This window comes from Acinetobacter seohaensis, assembly GCF_056431365.1.
In genome coordinates, this window is sequence record NZ_JBWKMK010000041.1 from 1 (window position 1) to 22,474 (window position 22,474).

At 39.1% G+C, this 22,474-nt stretch carries 14 protein-coding genes and 2 pseudogenes; 9 read left to right on the top strand and 7 right to left on the bottom strand.

What is annotated here, in order from left to right; all coding sequences use genetic code 11:
* Nucleotides 1-149 precede the first annotated feature (149 nt).
* Nucleotides 150-1,117, bottom strand: a pseudogene (locus AC07E5_RS06685) (MBL fold metallo-hydrolase).
* 325 nt (nucleotides 1,118-1,442) lie between these two features.
* On the opposite strand from AC07E5_RS06685, the gene AC07E5_RS06690 reads away from it, so the two are divergent.
* Complete coding sequence (locus tag AC07E5_RS06690; RefSeq protein WP_168384270.1) at nucleotides 1,443-1,862, top strand: hypothetical protein; 420 nt, start codon at nucleotides 1,443-1,445, stop codon at nucleotides 1,860-1,862.
* 1 nt (nucleotide 1,863) lies between these two features.
* A complete protein-coding gene (locus AC07E5_RS06695) occupies nucleotides 1,864-2,856 on the top strand; it encodes a hypothetical protein (protein WP_253132066.1) in 993 nt (330 codons plus the stop codon).
* Between the two features lie 62 nt (nucleotides 2,857-2,918).
* On the opposite strand, the gene metG is transcribed toward AC07E5_RS06695, so the two are convergent.
* Nucleotides 2,919-4,976 carry a methionine--tRNA ligase gene (gene metG / locus AC07E5_RS06700; protein ID WP_253132068.1) on the bottom strand — a complete coding sequence of 686 codons (2,058 nt, stop codon included), beginning with the start codon at nucleotides 4,974-4,976 and terminating at the stop codon, nucleotides 2,919-2,921.
* A gap of 278 nt (nucleotides 4,977-5,254) precedes the next feature.
* Here metG and apbC point away from each other — a divergent pair, with 278 nt between their 5' ends.
* The 7 genes from apbC to AC07E5_RS06735 all read left to right on the top strand — a co-directional run bounded on the left by apbC (nucleotide 5,255) and on the right by AC07E5_RS06735 (nucleotide 15,254).
* A complete protein-coding gene (gene apbC / locus AC07E5_RS06705; RefSeq protein WP_253132070.1) occupies nucleotides 5,255-6,508 on the top strand; it encodes an iron-sulfur cluster carrier protein ApbC in 1,254 nt (417 codons plus the stop codon).
* 372 nt (nucleotides 6,509-6,880) lie between these two features.
* Nucleotides 6,881-7,474, top strand: a complete 594-nt coding sequence (locus AC07E5_RS06710; protein ID WP_253132072.1) for a LysE family translocator — start codon at nucleotides 6,881-6,883, stop codon at nucleotides 7,472-7,474.
* Between the two features lie 446 nt (nucleotides 7,475-7,920).
* A complete protein-coding gene (gene dcd / locus AC07E5_RS06715; RefSeq protein WP_004975507.1) occupies nucleotides 7,921-8,490 on the top strand; it encodes a dCTP deaminase in 570 nt (189 codons plus the stop codon).
* 242 nt (nucleotides 8,491-8,732) lie between these two features.
* Complete coding sequence (locus AC07E5_RS06720; protein WP_498625078.1) at nucleotides 8,733-10,823, top strand: hypothetical protein; 2,091 nt, start codon at nucleotides 8,733-8,735, stop codon at nucleotides 10,821-10,823.
* Between the two features lie 13 nt (nucleotides 10,824-10,836).
* The gene (locus tag AC07E5_RS06725) at nucleotides 10,837-11,553 is read left to right on the top strand and encodes a hypothetical protein (RefSeq protein WP_004975509.1); all 717 of its coding nucleotides are present in this window, start codon (nucleotides 10,837-10,839) and stop codon (nucleotides 11,551-11,553) included.
* A 33-nt stretch (nucleotides 11,554-11,586) separates the two neighbouring features.
* Nucleotides 11,587-13,833: a DUF6160 family protein gene (locus tag AC07E5_RS06730; RefSeq protein ID WP_180062434.1), complete on the top strand. Its 2,247-nt coding sequence runs from the start codon at nucleotides 11,587-11,589 to the stop codon at nucleotides 13,831-13,833.
* A 14-nt stretch (nucleotides 13,834-13,847) separates the two neighbouring features.
* Complete coding sequence (locus tag AC07E5_RS06735; protein ID WP_317097798.1) at nucleotides 13,848-15,254, top strand: hypothetical protein; 1,407 nt, start codon at nucleotides 13,848-13,850, stop codon at nucleotides 15,252-15,254.
* 58 nt (nucleotides 15,255-15,312) lie between these two features.
* Here the strand turns inward: AC07E5_RS06735 and AC07E5_RS06740 are convergent, their stop codons facing one another.
* From AC07E5_RS06740 to AC07E5_RS06760, 5 genes and pseudogenes are all read right to left on the bottom strand, one after another.
* On the bottom strand, nucleotides 15,313-17,028 hold the full coding sequence (locus tag AC07E5_RS06740) for a proline--tRNA ligase (protein ID WP_180187135.1): 1,716 nt from the start codon (nucleotides 17,026-17,028) through the stop codon (nucleotides 15,313-15,315).
* A gap of 123 nt (nucleotides 17,029-17,151) precedes the next feature.
* A complete protein-coding gene (locus AC07E5_RS06745) occupies nucleotides 17,152-20,256 on the bottom strand; it encodes an efflux RND transporter permease subunit (protein ID WP_498625080.1) in 3,105 nt (1,034 codons plus the stop codon).
* A 63-nt stretch (nucleotides 20,257-20,319) separates the two neighbouring features.
* Nucleotides 20,320-21,453, bottom strand: coding sequence for an efflux RND transporter periplasmic adaptor subunit (locus AC07E5_RS06750; protein ID WP_180112424.1), 1,134 nt, complete (start codon nucleotides 21,451-21,453; stop codon nucleotides 20,320-20,322).
* A gap of 49 nt (nucleotides 21,454-21,502) precedes the next feature.
* Complete coding sequence (locus tag AC07E5_RS06755; protein ID WP_154320463.1) at nucleotides 21,503-22,147, bottom strand: hypothetical protein; 645 nt, start codon at nucleotides 22,145-22,147, stop codon at nucleotides 21,503-21,505.
* A gap of 217 nt (nucleotides 22,148-22,364) precedes the next feature.
* Nucleotides 22,365-22,474: pseudogene (locus AC07E5_RS06760) on the bottom strand (IS701 family transposase); the annotation flags it as partial.

Genomic DNA, 22,474 nt, shown 5'->3' on the forward strand with positions numbered 1-22,474 from the left:
ATATTGGCAGGACTCTCGATTTTACTAAATACTCTTCAACTGCTCTCAGAATATTCAATAGATGAACTGAATGAAATCGCAACCATTGCACTAGGTACCTAAAGATGTGTAGATACCTATGCCTAAAGGGAGAAGGTTTTATGGAATCATTAATCTTTAAAATGAATAGGCATCCATTGATAGCTCTTACCATCCTGAGAATAAATATGACCGATCCCTGGGAACGGTAAATGTGGAGCGGCAATGGTTTGTCCATTTTTAGCAAAATTTGCAAATTGTTTTAAACGTGTTTGAACCGCTTTTTTCGGGTCTATGTCGTATTCAATTGCCGTTTCAGGTTTATCAAATTGCACAGTATGTGAATGTACGATATCTCCAATAAAGACCACGTTTTCACCTTTGGTTTTTAGTGCATAACTAAAATGTCCCGGTGTATGTCCTGCCGTATTAATGACTTTAAAGCCCTGAATGTCATCTCCGAGTTTATAGGTTTTAAAGCGTTGTTTGGATTGGTAAGGCGCAATCGCTTGTTTAATTTTCTCAACCGTACCTGAGTAATTGGCTTGTTTTTCTTTCGGTAGTTTTGTTGCTTGTTTCGGATCTAACCAATATTTTGCTTCATCATCAGATACATAGACTGTCGCATTAGGGAAATTGGCAACGCCATCTTTACTGATTCCACAGACATGATCGGGATGTAGATGTGTGAGTAGAATGGTATCGACTTGTTCAGGTTGATAGCCTGATGCTTTTAGGTTGGTTAAACTGAACCTAAATGAGCACCAAAACAACTAGCTGCACCGCTATCCACTAATACTAGAGATTTTCCTGTATTAACGAGGAAGGCATTGACTGAGGTTTGTATGCCTTTGTCATTTTTAGCAGCATATTTTTTTAGGATGTCGCTTTTTTCGCTGTCGCTTAAGCCTTTAAACATGGATGGGTTGAGGTAGTTTGTGCCATCAAGCAGGGCGGTGATTTGGGTATTACCCATTTGGTGGTGGTAATAGCCTGCAACCTGTTTTGGAGCTTGGATGGTGGTTGGTTCAGCGGCTTGGGTAGTAAGGGTTGCTGTACCAATTGTGAGTGCGATTAGGAGGGGTTTTAAGTTTTTCATGAGGTTCTTATTAAAGTTAAAGTGATGAATATTTTTAGCATAGATAAGTATAGATTTTAAATTTTTAGGTTCATTTTTTTCCTTGCTTTTGAAGGAACAAAAGTAACAAAACCCTCTGTTCGTTAGAGGGCACGGCTGTGTGTCTCTAACGAACGGACGAAATCCTTATCGCGCAAATAGGATGAGAAATGGTGTGGAATTAATATTCAAATTCTTATTTTCTATTATCACATTTAATGGGTTATTGGTTTATACTGCACTGGATTTTTAACACTTTTTATATCACAGAGAAAAATAACGTTACCAAATGTAGGCTTATATGAAAATGAAATATGAATCTGACTTATGTAATTTATCAGATTGTCCTCCTTCAAATTGTGTACAAAAGGACATAGATGCATATAGATTTGTATATAATCCTATTTGTACAAAAAGTTTTGTTCCACAAGGTAAAAAAAGTCCGCAAAGAATTAGTAAATCTAGTAATGATACAGAACGTTGTTCATTATTAGGACTCTCTATGTTTGAAAGTGAAGGGAAAGCAATTGAAAAATATAAGTATTTAAAAAAAATGATAAAAAATATCGATAAGACACTTGGTTCACATTTAGCAAAAGGAAAAATTCAACCAAAACACGGTCTTCTAACTAAACCAAATAAGCAGGGACATTATGATCTATTTGAATTTAAAGGTACTGATTTAAGTCCTGAATTTCAAATATTACTTGACCTGAGTGGTGTATGAAATGATTGATTTAAACGGATCGTATTTACAAAAGCTTCCATTACAAAATTTATTGTGGAAAAGAGATCTAATTTATTTTGAAGGTCCTTTGTTGTCTGAGTTTTCTACAAAAAATGGTGAAAAATATTTAAAGTATTGGTGTGATTGTGATGAAGATTATAATCGGTGGATGTTATTTAGAATAAAAGAAGAAGATAGATTGAGATTAGTTTTAGGTGAAATTCCTTTAATTGAATGTATCCAAGAAAAAACTAGTAATTTTGTATTTTTTATTGATGAAGGCGAGAAGGCTTCAAAATATCAATTAGTTGATCTAGTAGATATACCGCAAGAATATTTACCTGAAGAAGATGCTTGCTTAAACATTGAAGAATATAGGGAAGATAAAAATATTTCCTCCTTGGTCTTTGAAAATAATTGGAAATTTGATGATCTTAAAGAAGTCTATAGAAAAATAACTCAAATCTATGATTTCATTTTTGTTGCGAAAAAACAATTAGGTACTTCTGGGGGAATGCCTTGGCAAGATGGGTTCAGTGCTATGCATTTTTATAATAAACTTAAAAATATAATACCGCAGCAATCTAATTCTAGTTTAGACGCTATCCATTATGCTTCCCCAGGTTATATGAAGATGAGAATGGATAGTGATATTGCAAATACTACCTATGAAGCGATTGAGAAATATAAACAGGAAAAATCGATTATTGATGCAATTTATAATGAACTATCTAATAGAATCAAAGAATTAGATCTTAATAGTTTTGCAACTGCTAAAGCTATAAATGAATTTTCTTTGGATAGCGATTGCCAAAAAAGCTATAAGTTATTAAAAGCTAAGTTGTATTGTATAGACGAGAAGTGGCTTAATAAATTTGCTGATTCTGACTTTGAACGATGTAAAATATTAATGGCACATACACGTAGATTAAAAAGTTTTTATAACTTTATTGAAGATGGTCGTATTCGCGTTGTTACGTCTATTATTGATTAAAATGTAATACTGATAAAAAAGCCTCCACAACAGTAGAGGCTTTTTATCTTAGATTTTAAATCTTAAGACACTTTATCCCCCGGTTTAGCGCCAGATTCAGGTGAAATCACCCAAACGCCGTCACCATTACCCGCAGCGAGTACCATCCCATTAGAAATACCAAAACGCATTTTACGAGGTGCAAGGTTAGCCACCATCACCACCAATTTGCCTTTTAAATCTTCTGGTTGATAAAATTCACGAATACCGCTAAACACGTTGCGTGGCTCGGCTTCACCAACATTTAAAGTCAATTGAAGGAGCTTGTCAGAACCTTCAACCGTAGCCACTTCAAGAACTTCTGCAACACGTAAATCAATTTTGACAAAGTCATCAATGGTGATAATTTCCGCTTCACCGACTTTAGGTTCTGCTTTTTTCTCTTTGGCTTTTTCTTTTTTCTTTTCCGTTTTTGGTGCTTCAGCAGGTGCGGCTAAAGAATCTTTAGATGCATCTACCATTGCAGCTACCGCTTTCGGATCAACACGTTGCATGAGTGGTTGGAACAACGCAATTTCATGACCGACTAAAACAGTTTTACGTGATTCAAAGTTAAAGCTATCTAACTGTAAGAAGGCTTGAACTTGTTCAGCCAAGGTTGGCAGTACAGGCGCAAGATAAATCGCCAATTGACGGAATAGGTTAATCCCTACAGAACATACGTCATGAACTTGCTGTTCTTCGCCTTCAATTTTGGCTAAAGCCCAAGGCTTTTTCTCATCAATATATTGGTTGGCGCGGTCAGCAAGCGCCATAATTTCACGAATTGCCGCAGAGAATTCACGCTCTTCGTATGCTTTGGCAATCGAGTCACCTGCAGCAATAAAGCTTTGTACTAACTCAGGTTCAGCGCAGTTTGCACTTAATTTGTTATCAAATTTAGTGTTGATGAATTTGGCACAACGACTGGCAATATTCACCACTTTACCTACAAGATCAGAGTTTACTTTCTGCACAAAATCATCCAGATTTAAGTCAGAGTCTTCAACTTTATCAGACAGTTTTGATGCAAAGTAATAGCGTAAATATTCAGGATTTAAATGCTGTAAATACGTTTCTGCTTTAATAAATGTGCCGCGAGATTTCGACATTTTTTGACCATTTACAGTCAAGAAACCATTTACAAATAAACCTGTAGGCGTGCGATAACCCGCACCATCTAACATTGCAGGCCAGAATAAAGCGTGGAAATATACGATGTCTTTACCAATGAAGTGATAGACTTCTTTGTCTGAATCTTTTTTCCAATAATCGTCAAAATTTAGGTCAGGGCGTTTGGTTTTTACGTAGTTTTCAAAACTCGACATATAACCAATTGGTGCATCAACCCATACATAAAAATATTTATTTGGTGCGTCTGGAATTTCAAAACCAAAATATGGTGCATCACGTGAAATATCCCAGTCATTCAAGCCATTTTCAAACCATTCATCTAATTTGTTGGCGATCGAAACTGGCAAACGACCTTCATCGCGTGTCCATTTTTGTAAGTATTCACCAAAATTAGGCAATTTAAAGAAGTAATGATCTGATGATTTTTCTACAGGCGTCGCACCGCTCAAAGTCGATTTTGGATTAATCAGCTCAGTCGCATTATAGGTTGTGCCGCAAACTTCGCAAGAATCGCCATATTGATCTTCCGCTTTACATTTTGGGCAAGTGCCTTTAATAAAACGATCTGATAAGAACATGCCTTTTTCAGGGTCAAATAATTGCGTGACGGGACGAACAGCAATATTGCCTGCATCACGGTTTTTGACATAAATTTCGCTGGCACGTGCGCGGTTGGTGTCGCTATGCGTTGAATCATAATGATCAAAATGCACGCCAAAACCGTCAAAATCGCGAATGTGTTCTTGTTGCACATTGGCAATTTGCTGTTCAGGGCTAATCCCGTTGGCTTCGGCACGCAGCATGATTGCTGTACCATGCGCATCATCCGCACAGACATAAGTCACGTCATGTCCCATTGCACGCATGGCGCGAACCCAGATATCTGCCTGGATATAACCGAGTAAGTGACCCATATGGATCGGACCATTGGCGTATGGTAGGGCGTTAGTGACTAAAATTTGACGCACGGATATAACTCTCTCAAATAGGGACGATGCAATTCGGGCAATTTTACCTTAGATAGCACATAGATGCACAAGGGATTCGATGAATTCTTTTCAAATCCGCCTAGAAGGCTAAATACAATATCTAAACAAGGAGTTGGTCTGCATTTGAAGATAAACCATGTTGAAAACCAACTGATATACTCAGAATTAAGTATTTCAGTGAAAGCACGACTTAACCTTATACTGAATTATCGTTACACTATCAAAATCGCGGTATTTCCAAACTTTGGAGTAAATCTATGTCTTGGCTTTCTTCACTTAAATCAGTTTTTTCACCTTCGCATACGGTGAATGAGGAAGCTATTCAGCACGTGCTACAAAGTTATGTATTGCCTGAATCTGAACATGCTTTAAAAGACCGTATTTCTCAAGTGAATGTGCAAGGTGACATCCTGCAAATCACCATCAATACTTATCCTGAAGAAAAACAACATTTACAACAAATTCATGATGAGCTAGCCGATGCTTTAGAAAAATGCGGCATTAAAGAACTGAATATGCATGTGATTCAGCAGAAAACGGGACAGAAAAAAGAAAGTTGTGGGCATCAACATGCTGAAGGTGAAAGCTGCTCAACATCGACCACACAGACCGTAGCATCTCATTTACCGCCAGTAGTCGATGCTGCAGGTCAAAGTTCAATACAAGAAGCCGATCCGAATAATCCACCGATTCAGAAAGCTGCGCCACAACAGCGCGATGTGCCGAAACATCCGCGTATTCAAAACGTAATTTTGGTATCTTCGGGCAAAGGCGGGGTTGGAAAATCTACCACTACTGTAAATTTGGCTTTGGCATTACAAAAGCTAGGCTTAAAAGTTGGCGTATTAGATGCTGATATTTATGGTCCAAGTATTCCGACCATGCTCGGCAATGCTGGCAAAACTCCAATGATTGAAGCTGAGCAATTTGTACCATTGGATGCTTTTGGGATGCCTGTGTTATCCATCGGACATTTAACAGGTGACCACAATACACCTGTAGCGTGGCGTGGACCAAAAGCCACAGGTGCATTAATGCAGCTCTTTAATCAAACTTTATGGCCAGATTTAGATGTGTTGATGATTGATATGCCACCAGGAACGGGGGATATTCAATTGACACTTGCACAGCGTATTCCTGTAACGGGAGCGGTGATTGTGACTACACCACAAAATGTTGCCTTAATGGATGCTGTCAAAGGCATCGAACTATTTAATCGTGTGCAAATCCCTGTCATGGGCGTAATTGAGAATATGTCGACGCATATCTGCTCAAACTGCGGCTACGAAGAACAAATTTTTGGTCAAGGTGGTGGCGATAAACTGGCAGAACAATATGACATTCCGTTACTTGGGCGTTTACCATTGAATGTCAGTATTCGTGAAAATGTCGATGCAGGTACGCCGTCAGTGATTGCAGGCGATGATGCTGCCGATAGTTACATTGCGATTGCTCAGCAAATTGCAAAAAAACTGCCTAAAGCTGAAAAAGATCAGAATCGTATTTTCTAGTGAGGGATCTCAGCTTGGAATGATTGCAGTTGCAGTCATTAAGTTATCATTCTTTAAATTTTGACTGATTCATCTTTAAAAGCTAAGTCACAATATTTTGAAAATTTGGCTCACTTCGGTGAGCTATTTTTTTTGATTAAAAAATACACAAGCATCTGATTTAATGGTGTTTAATCTCTAAATACCTTAAAAATGTTAAGATAAAATGACTTATAAGTTACCATTTAATTAAAAAATATTTTTTATATAAGTGATTGAATAAAATAATAAATTTAAAATGTTAAACTGATCAAGAATTTGTCTTACAAAATACTTTTTGCCAATTGCAATGAACTATTTTAATCTGCGCTCATTCAGTAGTGAGGTCAATGCATGATTTCATGGTTTTTTATCGGTTTGGTGATCACAATTTTATTGACACCAGGGCCAACCAATACCTTGCTTGCATCATCAGGTATTCAGGTTGGTATCCGCAAATCTTTCCGATTAATTCCAGCAGAAGCATTGGGTTATTTGATTTCTATTACACTTTGGGGCGCCTTAATTGGTACGGTGTTTACTCATCTCCCGTTGTTGCCCACCATTCTAAAATTATTCAGTGCAAGCTATATTATTTTCTTGGCGATTAAATTATGGCGCACGGCTAAAGTCGAGCAAAGCTTTAATCAACCTACGATCCGTGCGAGTGAGCTATTTTTAGCGACTTTACTGAATCCTAAAGCATTGTTGTTCGCCTCTGCAATTTTCCCAACGATTGCATGGGTAAAAGCAGACTATTATGTGGCACACATGTTGGCATTTTTATGTTTAATCGTGCCGATTGCTTTTTTCTGGACATTTATTGGTTCGGTGCTCGCTAAAAATAAAATTAGCTGGCTCAATCAGTGCAATCTACAAAAAACAGCTTCTATTGTGTTGCTGAGCTTTTCAATTCCTTTAAGTTATTCGGCTTTGTTGAGTCTATAAAGCCAACGTTGTATCTAAAAGTTGTATCTACTGGAAATAGGGTCTGTTGACATTTCATAAATGGCTTGCGCTGTAGGCTAAAACTGAGCAGATCAGGCATGAAACGCAGGGAATAGTGGGTCTATTGCCAAGTTTCATAACGCAATCTGAGAAAGTTTTAGCCACATGAGCGAGAACAAAGCATTACTTTGTTTGCTGCGCAAGGGGACAAGCATATTTTTTGCTGCTATTGCGTTATGTGCCAGTCATTTAGAATGACTAAATTTCCTGTCCCATGCCTTATATCAGCTAAAAAATATGCGTTGTCGCAAACATAGACGAATTGTCAACAGCCCCTAATCATTGCACTTAAAAAAGCGATGTGAGGGAAACGGCTGGTTTTCATTAACTTAGATTTCAGTTAAAGTACAGCACAGTTAAACATTCATATTTTGGATAGAAAATAAATGGCAATTAAGTCTGATCGTTGGATTCGCGAAATGAGCGAAAAACACGGCATGATTGAACCGTATGCAGAAAACCAAGTTCGCTTTGATGAAAATGGCGAAAAACTCATCTCTTATGGAGTTTCAAGCTACGGTTATGATGTACGTTGTGCACGTGAATTTAAAGTTTTTACCAATGTTCACTCCGCAATTGTCGATCCAAAAAACTTTGATGAAAAAAGTTTTATCGATATTGAATCAGATGTGTGCATCATTCCGCCAAACTCGTTTGCTTTAGCACGTACGGTTGAATATTTCCGTATTCCACGCAATGTATTAACCGTGTGTTTAGGTAAATCGACCTATGCGCGTTGCGGTATTATTGTGAATGTCACGCCACTTGAGCCTGAGTGGGAAGGTCATGTAACTTTAGAGTTTTCCAATACCACGAACTTACCTGCACGTATTTATGCAGGCGAAGGTGTGGCACAAATGTTGTTCTTTGAATCAGATGAAGTTTGTGAAACCTCGTACAAAGACCGTGGTGGTAAATATCAAGGGCAGACAGGCGTGACCTTGCCTAAAGCATAAGTGATTAACCCATCACAATTTTTCTGTTGAACAAGCGAGCCAATGTGCTCGCTTTTTTTCATTCATCGGAAAGCTGTGCTGTTTAGCCAGTTTGTTTTGCATTTGCATAAATATTCAGCATAATTAAATATGAGAATGCTTTGGCATAATCACGTTTTTAAGGATAAAAACACTCAAATAAATAGCCAAGCTATAGATAAATAAAAGAAAGATGCGGAGCATCAGATAAAAGGAAGGTCGAGATGACTGAACACGCAATTACTTTCCCTTTTCGTAAGCGTTGCTTAGCCACTGCGATAGGCTTATTTTTGACGAACCCGAGTTATGCTTTACAAGCACTCTCCGATGACTCTTTGTCAAATACCACAGGCGAAGGGGTTGCTTTAGTCCTTGATGATTTCAAAATGGTGTTTCAGCAACCGAATGACCTATCAACAGGGTCGAGCTATACACGTGGGCTAGAAAACCCAAGTCAATATGATACGGGCTTTATTCGTATTATCCCGACGGGGGAGAATTATGCGCAGTTGGCAGAAAGTGCATACCATACGGTTTATAACAATACTTATAATCAAAGTGTTTTAGAAGGTAAGGCAGCACATAAATATAACGAAACTTACCGTTCAACTTATGAACAAACCTATACAAGTCAATATTCAACTCTGTATCAAGAATATACTAAAAATATTGAAAAAGATGTTGAAGCGAAAACAGAAACATTTACATTTGATGTTCGTGAAGGTTTTTTTAATAATGAGACACTCAAGTATTATTACAATCAACGTCTTGCAGACTATAGGGATGGGACTTGGGGGATTGGAAAGAGTTTAAAAAAAGATGGAACTACTGCATATACCACACGACCAGTTAGCGAGGATCCAACTGGCGTTTTAGAGTATGAAAAGAAAGCAAAAGAATATGCTATTACAAACACTTATGAAATGCTTGATCTTTTATATGGAAGACGGTCGGCAGAAGCTAATAATGATTTATTGAATTCTGATTTTTATAAAGGGCTTGGCAACTTTACTCGAGCAGACCAAGTTGGCTCACAAGTAGACACATTAATACAGGCTGAAATAATCAAAGAAACAGCATCGGCTGATATTCGGGCTAAATATAATGCGAGTCAACTTGCAGAAGATACAGCCAAGTCTGCTGTGGCAGAAGTTTATGCTCAAATTATACAATCGGCTGAACAGGCAGCGGCAATTGCTGCATCGGGTTCTCCTGTGCAATCATTAAGAACCAAAGCAGATGTCTTTATTTATGGTTTAGCCTTATCTAAAAGTGATAACTCATTAAGCAGTCGTTATAGCAATCAAGGCTTTAACTGGGGTTCAGCAGATAACCCATGGTTATTCCGTGCAGGCACAGAAAAAGTTAAACAATTTAAAAATGTAGAAAAAGATGTTGGTTATTTAGCACTAGAGGCACCACTCGCAACTACTACGCCAACTGAAAGTGATAATAATATTAAACTGGGCTTTTGGACTGATATTTTTTCACGTCAGTTGAACTCAAGTGCAGAGGTGGATCCAAGCACTGGGGCGCCAAAATCTGGTTTAGATAAAGAGCACCGTTTACGTACTCAGTTTGTTGCCAATGGTTTAAGCCTAAATGGTTCTCAAACGCGACTATTTCAGACTTTAGACTCTGATAATCCAAATCATCATCAAACATTGGGTATGGCAAGTTTATTGCGTTTAAATACCAATGATAATCCTGCGAATTTAAGTTTCACAGATTCAAACTTAGACAGTAAAGGGATCCGCATTAGTACAGCAGCGAAATCAGATACTTTGGATGGAACGGCGGTCACACCAGCAATAGATGGTTCATTGGCACCAGTTTTTCATGATACAGAGGGTTTGTATTTATACAGTCCGAATATAAATTTAGTTTTAGGGAATATGTATCAGCCTTTTGTGGTTGGTTCTGAGGGCAATAATATTGTGCTAGAAGTAACACGTATTCCGAATGTTCCTGAAATTTACAATAAAATTTATCAAAATTATGAAGATGGAAAGGGTGGGTATTTAGGTTCTACAGCATTTACAGGTTCTACCTGTAATGTGGTGAGTTGTGGCACACCGCTAAAAGCCAATGTCAATGACAGTGCTGCGATGTATCAAGGACGTAATGCGACGCATAGTAGTATTGCAATTGGTACTGTAGAACGCTTGCCAAATAATATGTTGCGTGCCAAAGATCATACGGATGCCACAGGTGTTGTATTTAAGGGTGTAGATGGTACTGCTAAGAATCTAGGTTCAGTTGCAATAGATGGTGTGCTGATTCAGCACCTTAAATTTAAAACAACAGGTCTATAAAAGGAGAATCATCATGTTGAAAAAACTGTCTTGTATTGCATTGATGTGTAGTCCTTTGACCCATGCCAATTTAATTGCACTGGAAAATCATGAATTAACGCAGGCTACTGGTCAAGGTGGAGCAGACCTCAGTTGGACGTTATCGTTAAACCATGAATATGCCGAAAATTTAGAACTCAGCAATATTTCTAAATTTAATGGTGGGACTAAACCTACAGAAGTTTATTATCGCTATAGTAAAAATTGTGCTGACAATAATGTGCTTTGTCGTTTAGCGATTGCACCCAATAACCATGAAGATAATAACGGCAATAAAAAATGGCTGGTATTTAAACAAATTCAGGGCACCATACAAATAGATAAATTTTCTTTAGATGGCACGACTATTATTAATCATAAAAATGACCCACAAACGGCAATGCAGCTTAAGTTTTATGATGATAAGCCATTAAAAATAAGAAATTTGGGTTTTGCAACCATGGCGATCGAAACAGGTACAGGGCAGGGAGCAAATGAAGGTTATGCAAATTCAGAGGTATATACCAAATTTCAAGGAAGAAATTATCAACAAGATGGTAGTTATAACTTAGTTCAGCAAGATGTACCTTTGTTTGATCAGGGCGCTGAAAAAGGATTTATGGGCTTAAATATTCACGGCAATATGCACATGTCTGGCAATGTGAAAATATTTAGCTACAACTGTACAGGTTCAGCAGCAAGTCGTTGTTGAATATAGGATTAAGTACAGTATAGGGAAATAACAATGAAAAAAATAATGCAGTTGAATTTATTAACATTGAGCGTACTTTGTGCGCAACAAGTGTATGCTTTAGAGCTGATTGCAGACCAGCATTTGTCTGATGTAAGTGGGCAAGATGGTATTGTAATCACCCATGAAATGTCTAAAGCCACGATTAATCAAGTCAATTGGTATGATCCTGATTTAGTGGCTGGAACTCAACAGGGTTTAGGCTTACATAATGTAGAAATTAAAGGACAGAATAACCAGCCTATTATCAGTAAGCTTGCTTTAGATGTGGGGAAAACTGATGTTGGCGCAGGTGTGCGTATCGATGCGAGTATTGATGCTTTTCAATCGACTGCAGATTTAAACTTGGTCAAAAAAAACTGTGTCGGAAATAGTTGTACTAAAGAAACACAAAGCTTGGGTCAGTTCGGCTTAGAAACTAAATCACCTTTAAAAGTTTTATTAGAAACCAAAGCAGGTTTATTCAATCAAAATGAAACGGCACATTTAAACTTCCAGTTACAGAATGCCAAAATTAGTCATGGTTTAGGTAAGCATGAATTATCTATGCATGATTTTAACTTTAATTTTGCGACTGACGGCTATATGTACATTGATGCCGATGAGGGATTGGTCTTTACCACTAAAAATGGCACCACCGACCATTTTGTGAATCTTGGACGAGTGAAAGACCTGAGTGATGTTGCTAGTAGCCGACAAAATGCAACTAACCCTGGGGTCAATATTGACTTGCGTTATGATGATAAAAATTTAATTCGCTTTGGTGCATCAGGTGCGGTAAGCAATGCGAAATTGTTTTTTAATGGGCATCAAAAAAATGTTGCCAATTTTGACGTTTCGAATAAGGTCAATGGTGTAATTGAAACTAAAAATACCGCAGTTACAGGCTACGATACTGTGGTGGGGCAAGGTGGTTTGCATTTGGGCTTATCTGCTGATTTTACCAATCAAAATACGGTAGGCTTGGCTGCAGGGCAATTACCAACAACCTTAGAAATTGGGCACACAGGAAAAGGCAGTTATGCGGTTGAGTTTTCGAATTTAAGACCGCTAACCACACGTGATGCACAAGGTGCTTTGCACAATAAAAATGCTTATATTGATTTTGGCGATATTTATATTAATACCGTACAAGCGAAAAACCTCAATTTTTTAGTCAATGAAAATATTAAAAATACCATTGGTGCAACCAGTCCTATTTTAAACCAGTTGCTATCGAGTAAGCTTGAAGGTGACCAGTTCTCACTGATCGCTGTTCGTGGTATGGACTTTCAGTCTATTGCAGCCAAAGCTAGAATTATTTCTGACAACTCTTTAAATGAATTGACAGGAGATGGTGGTTCTTGGGGTATTGGGATTCCAATTTATAATTTAAATGCCAATGTGGCCTTGTCGGGTAAACAATATCTGTCACCTTATGATGGAACGAACAAAACTGGAATTGGTTATAACGCTATTGTTTCTACCGAAGGTTATGGCATTGATTCAAAAACAGGCTTACCAAGTACCACTTCTATTATCTTAATTGACGGGCAAGACAGCCTGCATGCTGGTGAAGCTGTCAACTATTATGCTGGTTTAAGAAATATTGATGCATTAATTCAGTCCGACGGTGTGATTGGTTATGAAGATGAAGGGATTTATATTCGTGCAGATCATTTATTAGTTGCAGCAAAAGCAGAGTTAGCGATTGGACAATTACCAGGTTCGAAATACAACTGCGTCACAGGATCAACTAAATGCGGTGGTTTTGTACCTTACGATAATTTCTCTAAGAAAGATGATGTGTTGACCACAATTGCTTTTAAATTAGATGGCAATGGTGAATTGTTGGTAATTCCTGGAATGGATCCAACCGATACTAATCCGAACTCAAACTTTTTGTCTTTTGATGCGAACTTTAAGTTTAGAAGTCTAGATAGCACAGAACAGGCTGATCCGAAGAATTTAGGTAGTTATTTTAGTTTGATTAATGAAGATCAAGTGAATAATGAAACTGTTCAAACGTCTTCTATTAACTTGAATCGTATGGAAGGTCATTTAGGTGTCAAAGGAAAAGTCGTCGTCAGTGCAGATACGGTCACTTTAGACAATCAAGTGAAATTTAATTATAAAAATGATATTGCTCAACCCTTTAAAACAAACTTTGCAATGTCTACCAATGGCAATATGCAGAAAATCGCATCTGTCGCACTTACAGGTGGAACCATGCGCAGCACATTGGGCATTACGCCACGCTAAAGGATAGAAATAAAATGAAAAAAACAATTTTAGTTGCATCTATTTTAAGTACAGCTTTTTCATTCAATTCTGCTCAAGCGATGCAGGCTTTAAATGATGATCAGTTATCTCATGTACAAGGTCAGGCACTTTTGAACCTGATGACTGCGACAGATCAATCGCAAGGGTTAAATTTTTATAAACTAAGTGTTGATGCACTCATGGAGCTTAATGCCAACATTAAAACGCTACAATTAGGTTGTGGCGGTGTAAATAACGCGATTGGTGGTAAAGCGGGATGTGATATTGATATTTCTAATATTTCGTTAAGTGGTTTGAATGAATCCTATGATTCAACAGGTAACCCAAAGTTTAATGGTGAACGTGCGGGTACCAGTGCACAAATTACCAATCCATTTATTGAATTTGCGATTAGTGGAAATAGTGCGTCAACACGTGAAGTGGTTGGTTTTCGCTTAGGTGCAGAAGAAATTTTAGGTCTACTGACTTTGGGTACAGATAACGTGCAAAACCCAAATGACGGGATTAAAAGTTTCAGTGGTTATATGAAAATGGCACAAACGCAAGGGCATTCATTTACTAAAGAAGCTAAATTTGGTAATGCCTCTGACCAAAAAATTAGTGGGATACTGACTGCGTTGGGGCAGGATCGTGTCTATACAAGTAAACCTGGCGCAGAAGGACATACTGGGATTACTGTTCCATCGATGCGAGCTGATTTTACGATGCCTGAAACAGTAGTGACTGGTCAGCGTATGGAGTCCGCTATAGTTACGGGTATCCGTTCAACATTAGCTTCTATTCCGCTAGCGGCAACAGAGTCTGGGACATATGCTGGTGATGTAAATGGAACACCTGACTTTTCAAAAGACCAGTTATATGTCACATTTCCTCCTTTATTGTTTGGTTCTGTTGGTGATCACTCATTCTTTAAAATGAGTAAGGGTTCTACACTAGAAAATTTGAATATGGATATTACTTTTGTCCAAGCCCTAAATATGATTCACAATATTCCTCTGACAGGAACAGGTGGATATTTATCTTTACAAAGCAAGCCAGTGCAGTGGATGGGTGCAGATGAAAAAGATATTGCACAACAAGGTTGGTGGATGTCGTTTAAGGAACCAGTGCAATTAGGTTATTTGGCAACTGCGGATTTGGTAGATGTTTCTGCAGTACTACCACAGGTCGCAAAAGCATTAACTTCTGAGTTAATGCAAGATAAGCATAATGTAGATGTAAGTTTGTTAGAAGCATTAGGTTCATTGGCTGGTACACCAATCGAGCGTAAAATGAATATCGATGTTGGTAGTTACACAGGATATTACATGGGTCAACCAGCCAGATTAACACTTAATAATCAGGTTTTACAAAACCAAAATGTTACCCCTAACTGTTATGGTGGTATGAAATTCTGCTAATCCCAAATGAAAAAAATCCCGCAACTTGTGCGGGATTTTTTATACTCAGTGTTCAATCTTATTTGGCAATTTTGATGAGTAATTCTTCTTTCGTTAGGTTGCTAGATTCAGCATCACGACGACCTTTATATTCAAAAGTACCTGCATCTAAACCTTTCTCACCAATCACAATACGGTGCGGAATACCTGTAAGCTCAAGGTCAGAGAATTTCACCCCAGGACGTTCATTACGATCATCCAGTAATACATCATAACCCGCAGCTTGAAGTTCAGCATAAAGTGCTTCTGCTGCTTCTAATGTGCGAGGTGATTTATGTGCGTTCATTGGTACAATCGCAATTTCAAATGGTGCGATGGCTGCAGGCCAAATAATCCCTTTATCATCAAAATTTTGTTCAATGGCAGAGGCAACGACACGTGTTACTCCAATCCCATAGCATCCCATGGTAACAGTAAACGGTTTGCCATCTTCACCTAATACTTTGCAGCCCAACGCTTCTGAGTATTTAGTACCAAGCTGGAAGATATGACCGACTTCAATACCGCGTTTAATTTGTAGAGTTCCTTTGCCATCTGGAGATGGATCGCCCTCAACGACGTTACGTAAATCGTAAACTTCAGTATATTGTGCATCGCGTTCCCAGTTCACACCTGTTGCGTGTTGATCAACTTGGTTTGCACCTGCAACGAAGTCAGACAATATCGATGCAGCACGGTCTACAATCACTGTTATGCCTTTTTCAACCAAACCTTGTGGACCAACAAAGCCAGCAGTTAAACCTAAAGCTGCAATTTGTGCATCGGTTGCAAAAGTAAGTGGTGCAGCAATCTGTGGATGCTTTTCTGCTTTAATTTCGTTGAGTTCATGGTCACCGCGCAGGAATAATGCAATCACAGGCACTTGACCTGTTTCATCTGCAACACCTTGAACTAAGAGCGCTTTGACTGATTGGTTACTATTTGTGCCTAAAAATGCAGAAACTTCAGCAATGGTTTTTTGGTTTGGTGTATCCACAATGTTGAGTTCTTGGGTTGCAGCAGCACGTTCACCCACCAAAATAGCTTCAGCCATTTCAATATTGGCTGCATAATCAGATTCGGTAGAGAAGGCGATATCATCTTCACCGCTTGAAGCCAGAACGTGGAATTCATGTGAACCAGAACCACCAATAGAACCTGTATCTGCTTGTACTGGGCGGAAGTCTAAACCTAAGCGCGAGAAAATACGGCAGTAGGTGTCGTACATTACATCATAGGTTTCTTGTAAAGAAGCTTGATCGGTATGGAAAGAATAAGCATCTTTCATAATAAATTCGCGTGAACGCATTACCCCAAAACGTGGGCGAATTTCGTCACGGAATTTGGTTTGAATTTGATAGAAGTTGATTGGTAATTGCTTATAGCTTTTTAATTCATTACGCGCCAAATCGGTAATGACTTCTTCATGTGTTGGGCCAAGTACAAAAGGATTGTCGTGGCGATCTTTAAAGCGTAGTAATTCAGGACCGTATTGCACATAACGCCCTGATTCTTCCCAAAGTGAGGCAGGCTGAGTGACAGGCATAAAAGTTTCTAAAGCACCTGCGCGATTCATTTCTTCACGAACAATGGCTTCAACTTTATTTAGCACACGCACACCCATTGGCAGCCAAGTATATAAACCTGAAGCCAATTTACGAATCATACCCGCACGTAACATCAGCTGGTGAGAAATCACCTCGGCATCGTTTGGGGTTTCTCTTAACGTAGCAAATAAAAAGCGACTCGCGCGCATGGAAACTGTCCTAAAAAGTGAAGCGTTAAATGGAGTTTTTTCAAAGCCAGATTATACAATAAAAATCGGGCTAAACTTGCGTTAAAATTTAGCCCGAGCGATTGTGTGATTTTACGTGAGATTTTAAGAAATGAGTTTACGTGTTTGGCGTAACATAAAATTCTTAAAATCGTCTAAATAAGTGAAAATGACAGGTACGACCACCAAGGTGAGTAGGGTGGATGTAATTACACCGCCAATGACTGCGTGTGCCATAGGCGCACTTTGTTCGCCGCCTTCACCCAAGCCAAGTGCGAGTGGCACCATCCCCATCACCATTGCACTGGTGGTCATTAAAATAGGGCGTAAACGGGTTTTCCCTGCAGCTATAATTGCATCATAACGTGAATCGCCCTGATCCATGGCTTTTTTAATAAAATCAATTAGTAAAATCGCATTTTTGGTGACCAATCCCATCAGCATAATAATACCGATAATAGAAAACAGGTTCATGGTCGAGTTAAAAATAAACAGTGCCAAGAATACTCCAATCAACGATAAAGGTAGGGAAGCCATAATTGCTGCGGGGTGAATGAAACTGTTGAATTGCGAACCTAAAACAATATAAATAAACACAATAGACAGGGTAATTGCAGTCAGTGCATAACCTGCAGATTCAGCCATGTCAGCATTGGCGCCTTGAGTGTCGAAGCTATAACCTGCGGGTAATTTAAAGTTATCCTGAATTTTTTGAATGTCGGCACCAATGTCACCTGCAGGACGTCCAGCAGTGTTAGCTACGACCAAAACTTCACGGGCCAAATCACGGCGGTTGATTTGCGCTGCACCTAAACTTTCTTCAAACTTCGCCACACTTGCTAGAGGCACTAAAATATTTTGTCCATTGGCATCGGTTTTTTGTGAAGTTAAATACATATTTTGCACATCGCTCGGCAAGCTACGATGGTTTTCTGTAAGGCGAACATTGACATCGTAGGTTTCGCCACGTTCATCTTGCCAAGTGGTGACATCATCCCCCGCAATCAGTGGGCGGATAATATTGGCAATTTGATTTACCGATAGCCCTAAATCGCTGGCAAGGACACGGTTAATATGAACACCTAATGTAGGTTTAGGAGCTTTTAGCGAGCTTTCTAAATCGACAATACCATTCACCTGAGCAATTTCGGTCATAAAGCGGTCAGAGATTTTTTGTAATTCTGCTAAATCAGGGCCTTTAATAGACACCATCACAGGTTTTTGCCCACCAGAAACCGTTTCATCGGCAGAGGCGACAGAGGTGATGGTGATGCCCGCAACACTTTGTAGACGCTGGCGAAATTCGTTATTGAGTTCGGTTAGCGTTTGTTGACGTTCATTACGCGGGCTGACAGTTACACGTAAATTAACATGATTTTTCCCGCGATCTGTCACGCTGTTAATGGCCCCGTAAGTCGCGCGTACTTCTGGGTGTTGACGAATGATTTGATCTACTTGTTTTAATTTTGCTTGTGAATATTCAAGCGATGCATCCACAGGTGTTTCAAATTTAATCCGAATTTCACCTTTGTCAGGTACAGGTACAAACTCTGTGCCAATCAGTTTGGATAATCCGAGTGCAGCAAATAATGAACCCACGGCAATCAATAAGGTGATAACGCGAAATCGTAGTGCCAATTTTAAAAGTTTTTCATAATGATGGCTTAAATTGTCGAGTTTGTTAGAAATCCAGTTTAAGAAGCGTTTTACCCGTCCAGGTTTTTTATTCGGATTTGCTTTTTCTGCCCAGTGTGCAGAAAGCATTGGATCCAGCGTAAAACTGACAAACATGGAAATCAGTACGGCAGTACTGACGGTGACACCAAATTGATAAAAAAAGCGTCCGATAATGCCGCCCATAAATGCCACAGGTAAAAATACCGCCACAATGGTTAAGGTGGTTGCTAAAACTGCTAAGCCAATTTCTTTAGTACCATCCAACGCAGCCGTGACATGGTCTTTGCCCATATCTGCATGACGCACGATATTTTCACGTACCACAATTGCATCATCAATCAATAAGCCAATACTGAGCGAGAGCGCCAGTAAGGTCATCATGTTGATGGTAAAGCCAAATGCCCAAATAAAGGTGAGTGTGCCGAGTAGGGCGATTGGCAGGGTCAATCCTGTAATGGCGGTAGAACGGAATGAACCAAGAAACAACAGTACAATCAGGACTGCCAGAATCGCACCCTCAATAATGGTGCGCGCTACATCACGGATACTGCCACGAATCCCTTTAGAAGAATCCACCACGACTTTTGCAGTCATGCCAGCAGGCAGTTGGGTTTGAATACGTTCTAAGGTTTTATAAGTGTTATCTACCACTTCAATGACATTAGAGTCTGAACTACGCAAGATATCGACAGCAACTGCAGTTTGCCCATTTAAAAATGCACTGGTTTCCAGCTCTGCTTGACTGTCTTGAATTGTGGCAACTTGTTTTAAAAAGATTGGCGCACCATTTTTATTGGCAATAATTAAATCGCCAAAAGCCAGAGGGTGAATGACTTTGGATTGGATTTCGACCACCAATTCACTATTGGCTTGTTTGAGTGTGCCGCCAGGTACTTCAATATTTTCAGCTTTGAGCGTGTTGATGACCTGATCTACACCTAAGCCAAAACTCATTAACTTTTGTGGATCTACCTCAATCCGAATTTGTCGCTGTGCATCACCCAATAAATTAACAGTTCCGACACCAGACACAGTGCGCAGTTGCGGTACAACTTGTTGATCTAAATAGGAACTTAAATCACGCAAAGACATTTGTGAGGATTCAAACACAATCGACATGACTGCATTGGCAGTTGGGTCGTAGCGCTCCACCACTGGGTCTTGAATTTCATCTCGAAAGCCTGCACTGACAGACGAAATTTTATCGCGTACATCTTGTGCCGCCACTGCCGAAGGAACATCTAAATTAAACTCGGCAATAATAGTAGATAGCCCTTCACTGGATTGTGAAACCAGTTGTTTGAGTCCAGAAATGGTGTTGATCTGATCTTCCATTTTCTTGGTGATTTCAGATTCAACTGTTTCAGGTGATGCACCCGGATAACTGGTATAAACCACTACAAACGGAAAATCGACGTCAGGAAATTCTTCCACGCCCATACGTTGCCATGAAGCCAAGCCAAGCACCATTAGACAAAACATCATCATGATGGTAAAAACGGGATACTTGACGCTAACTCGGGTAAACCACATAACAACGATCCTGATTTTTTATTTATTGGACATCTGCACTACTGCATTGAGATGAAATTCAATTTATTGAGGGTTATTTTGAATGATCACCTGCTGCTGAATTTGATCGGGGTTGAACACCACTCGACTGACTAGATCACTGCTCTGTAAGCCTTGAATCACAGCAGTATTGTCACTATAGCGCTGTTCTAAAACTGTGATATCCACGCGGGCAATTTTTTGATCTCGAATCACCCAAACATAAGGTTTGTTTTGGATATCGTGAATGGTATTGAGTGGGATGATTTGCCCTGAAATTGTCGTGTTCGCTAAAATATAACCATCCACAAATGCCCCAATACTTAAAGAGGGAAGACGCTCAAGCGGGGTCGCAAAAAATTCAATTTGACGACTGGCTAAATCCGCAACAGGAGAAACACGGCTAATTTGTGCATTAAATGTGTTTGCTTGTCCTTGGAGTTGATATTCAATTTTTTGACCAATTTTGAGTGCGGCTTGTAAGTCGCTTGGTAATTTGGCTTGAATTTCTAATTGGTTCGGATCGACGACTTCAAATAAGGTTTGTCCTGCAGCCACAGTTTGCCCAGGCTCAACCTGACGTTGGGTAATGACACCGTGAATTGGACTGGTAATCGTGCCATCCTGATCGGCTTTTAGTGCAATATCGACATTGGCTTGTTGGGCGCGTACATTTTCCATTTGCGCACGATAATCTAACTGACTTTGCTCATATTCCACTTGTGAAATAAAACCCTGATCGAGCAAACGTTTTTTTCGTTGCATCATGTTGTGGGCTTGGTTGGCTTGCGCTTGCGTTGCAGCTAAATTGGCGCGAGCTTGTGCTAAACGCGCAGCATTATCCTGATTATTTAAGCGTAGCAAGGTTTGACCACGTTGTACGCTATCGCCCACTTTGACATAGACTGAAGTTGCTGTGGCAGTCACCTGTGCTTGAATACTACTTTGATTGACTGCACGCACTGTGCCTGTAAAGGCAGTTTTACTGATTGCGCTGCCTTGTTGTGGTGTCACTAAATCTTGCTGAATGAGTTCAATTTTTTCTGATACTGTTGTTTTATTTTCAGTTTCTGTTTTTTGGCAGGCACTCAGCAAAATACATAAGCCGATTGCACCAATACGAAAAATGGGTAAATGCTGCCGATTAAACCTAACTGCGATACGCTGTGCAATGTGCATGCATATTTGTCCTTATTGATTGCCAAAATGACAAGGTAATTCAAATCAACTATTCAAGTGCTTTTAAGCGAGTAATAATTCTGTCGTATTCTGCTTGTGTATTTCGATAGCTTGTTTGTAAAGATTGAATCATATCTTTTTTAAGCTCGATGTTTTTTAAGTTATTGTCCAAATTGGTTTTTAGTTGTGCAGGCACAGGTTTGACCTTGCGTAAATACTCCATTTCTTGACGTTTAAAAGTAATACGGTCATTTTGCAACTGTTTGAGTTGTTCTTGTTGGAAAATAATTTGCTTTTTAATATGCGCTAAAGCGTTATTACGTTTAGTGATTGCGGTTTGACTATTGGTATAGGCTTTTTTTAAACGCTGATCAGATTCCATTTGATACGCTTGAGCAGCACGTTGTGGGGCTTTTTTAATATCCATTTCAGTGTTGTATGGACGTGCGCGCTGAATCACTTGCATGTTACGGTCTAATGCTTCATAGCCATGACGAATATGATTAGGTGTCACATTACTACTAATATTTGCAACGCCATGTTGATCATAATAGCGATACCACACCGCTTTGTTCTGGCTGTCAGCCATGAGTGGGGCAGAGGACAAGAGCAGTAAAGCAAGCATGCCCAATTTAAGTGACTGCTTATTTTGTTTTAATTTGACAGCGAGTGATTTTGCAAAAAAAGTGCTCACGTTGTCCCCCACAATAAAGTTGACTAAATTACTTAAATTACACGTAATAATAGTGTTATATTAGATCAAAATTAGGAATTAAAAAAATACAACCGATAAAAAATATCAATGGTCACAAGAAAGTGTGAGCGGTTTGGTGATAATGGTGTAAAAGTGTAGATTTACACTAAATATGTTCATTGAAACTACAAGTAAAGATATTAGGACTTACGCACTATTATTTAAAGATTCTCTGTGGTAGCAGATGATTTTTATCGAGAATAAAGTCATCAATGAAGTTTTTGATAACTGGTCTAAATAATTTCTTCTGCCAACGATATACATTTT

Coding starts and splice junctions, on each gene's coding strand:
- AC07E5_RS06745 (WP_498625080.1), bottom strand. CDS start 20,256: ATGTGGTTTACCCGAGTTAGCGTCAAGTATCCCGTTTTTACCATCATG.
- dcd (WP_004975507.1), top strand. CDS start 7,921: ATGGCAATTAAGTCTGATCGTTGGATTCGCGAAATGAGCGAAAAACAC.
- AC07E5_RS06735 (WP_317097798.1), top strand. CDS start 13,848: ATGAAAAAAACAATTTTAGTTGCATCTATTTTAAGTACAGCTTTTTCA.
- apbC (WP_253132070.1), top strand. CDS start 5,255: ATGTCTTGGCTTTCTTCACTTAAATCAGTTTTTTCACCTTCGCATACG.
- AC07E5_RS06695 (WP_253132066.1), top strand. CDS start 1,864: ATGATTGATTTAAACGGATCGTATTTACAAAAGCTTCCATTACAAAAT.
- AC07E5_RS06710 (WP_253132072.1), top strand. CDS start 6,881: ATGATTTCATGGTTTTTTATCGGTTTGGTGATCACAATTTTATTGACA.
- AC07E5_RS06730 (WP_180062434.1), top strand. CDS start 11,587: ATGAAAAAAATAATGCAGTTGAATTTATTAACATTGAGCGTACTTTGT.
- AC07E5_RS06725 (WP_004975509.1), top strand. CDS start 10,837: ATGTTGAAAAAACTGTCTTGTATTGCATTGATGTGTAGTCCTTTGACC.
- AC07E5_RS06740 (WP_180187135.1), bottom strand. CDS start 17,028: ATGCGCGCGAGTCGCTTTTTATTTGCTACGTTAAGAGAAACCCCAAAC.
- AC07E5_RS06720 (WP_498625078.1), top strand. CDS start 8,733: ATGACTGAACACGCAATTACTTTCCCTTTTCGTAAGCGTTGCTTAGCC.
- AC07E5_RS06690 (WP_168384270.1), top strand. CDS start 1,443: ATGAAATATGAATCTGACTTATGTAATTTATCAGATTGTCCTCCTTCA.
- AC07E5_RS06750 (WP_180112424.1), bottom strand. CDS start 21,453: ATGCACATTGCACAGCGTATCGCAGTTAGGTTTAATCGGCAGCATTTA.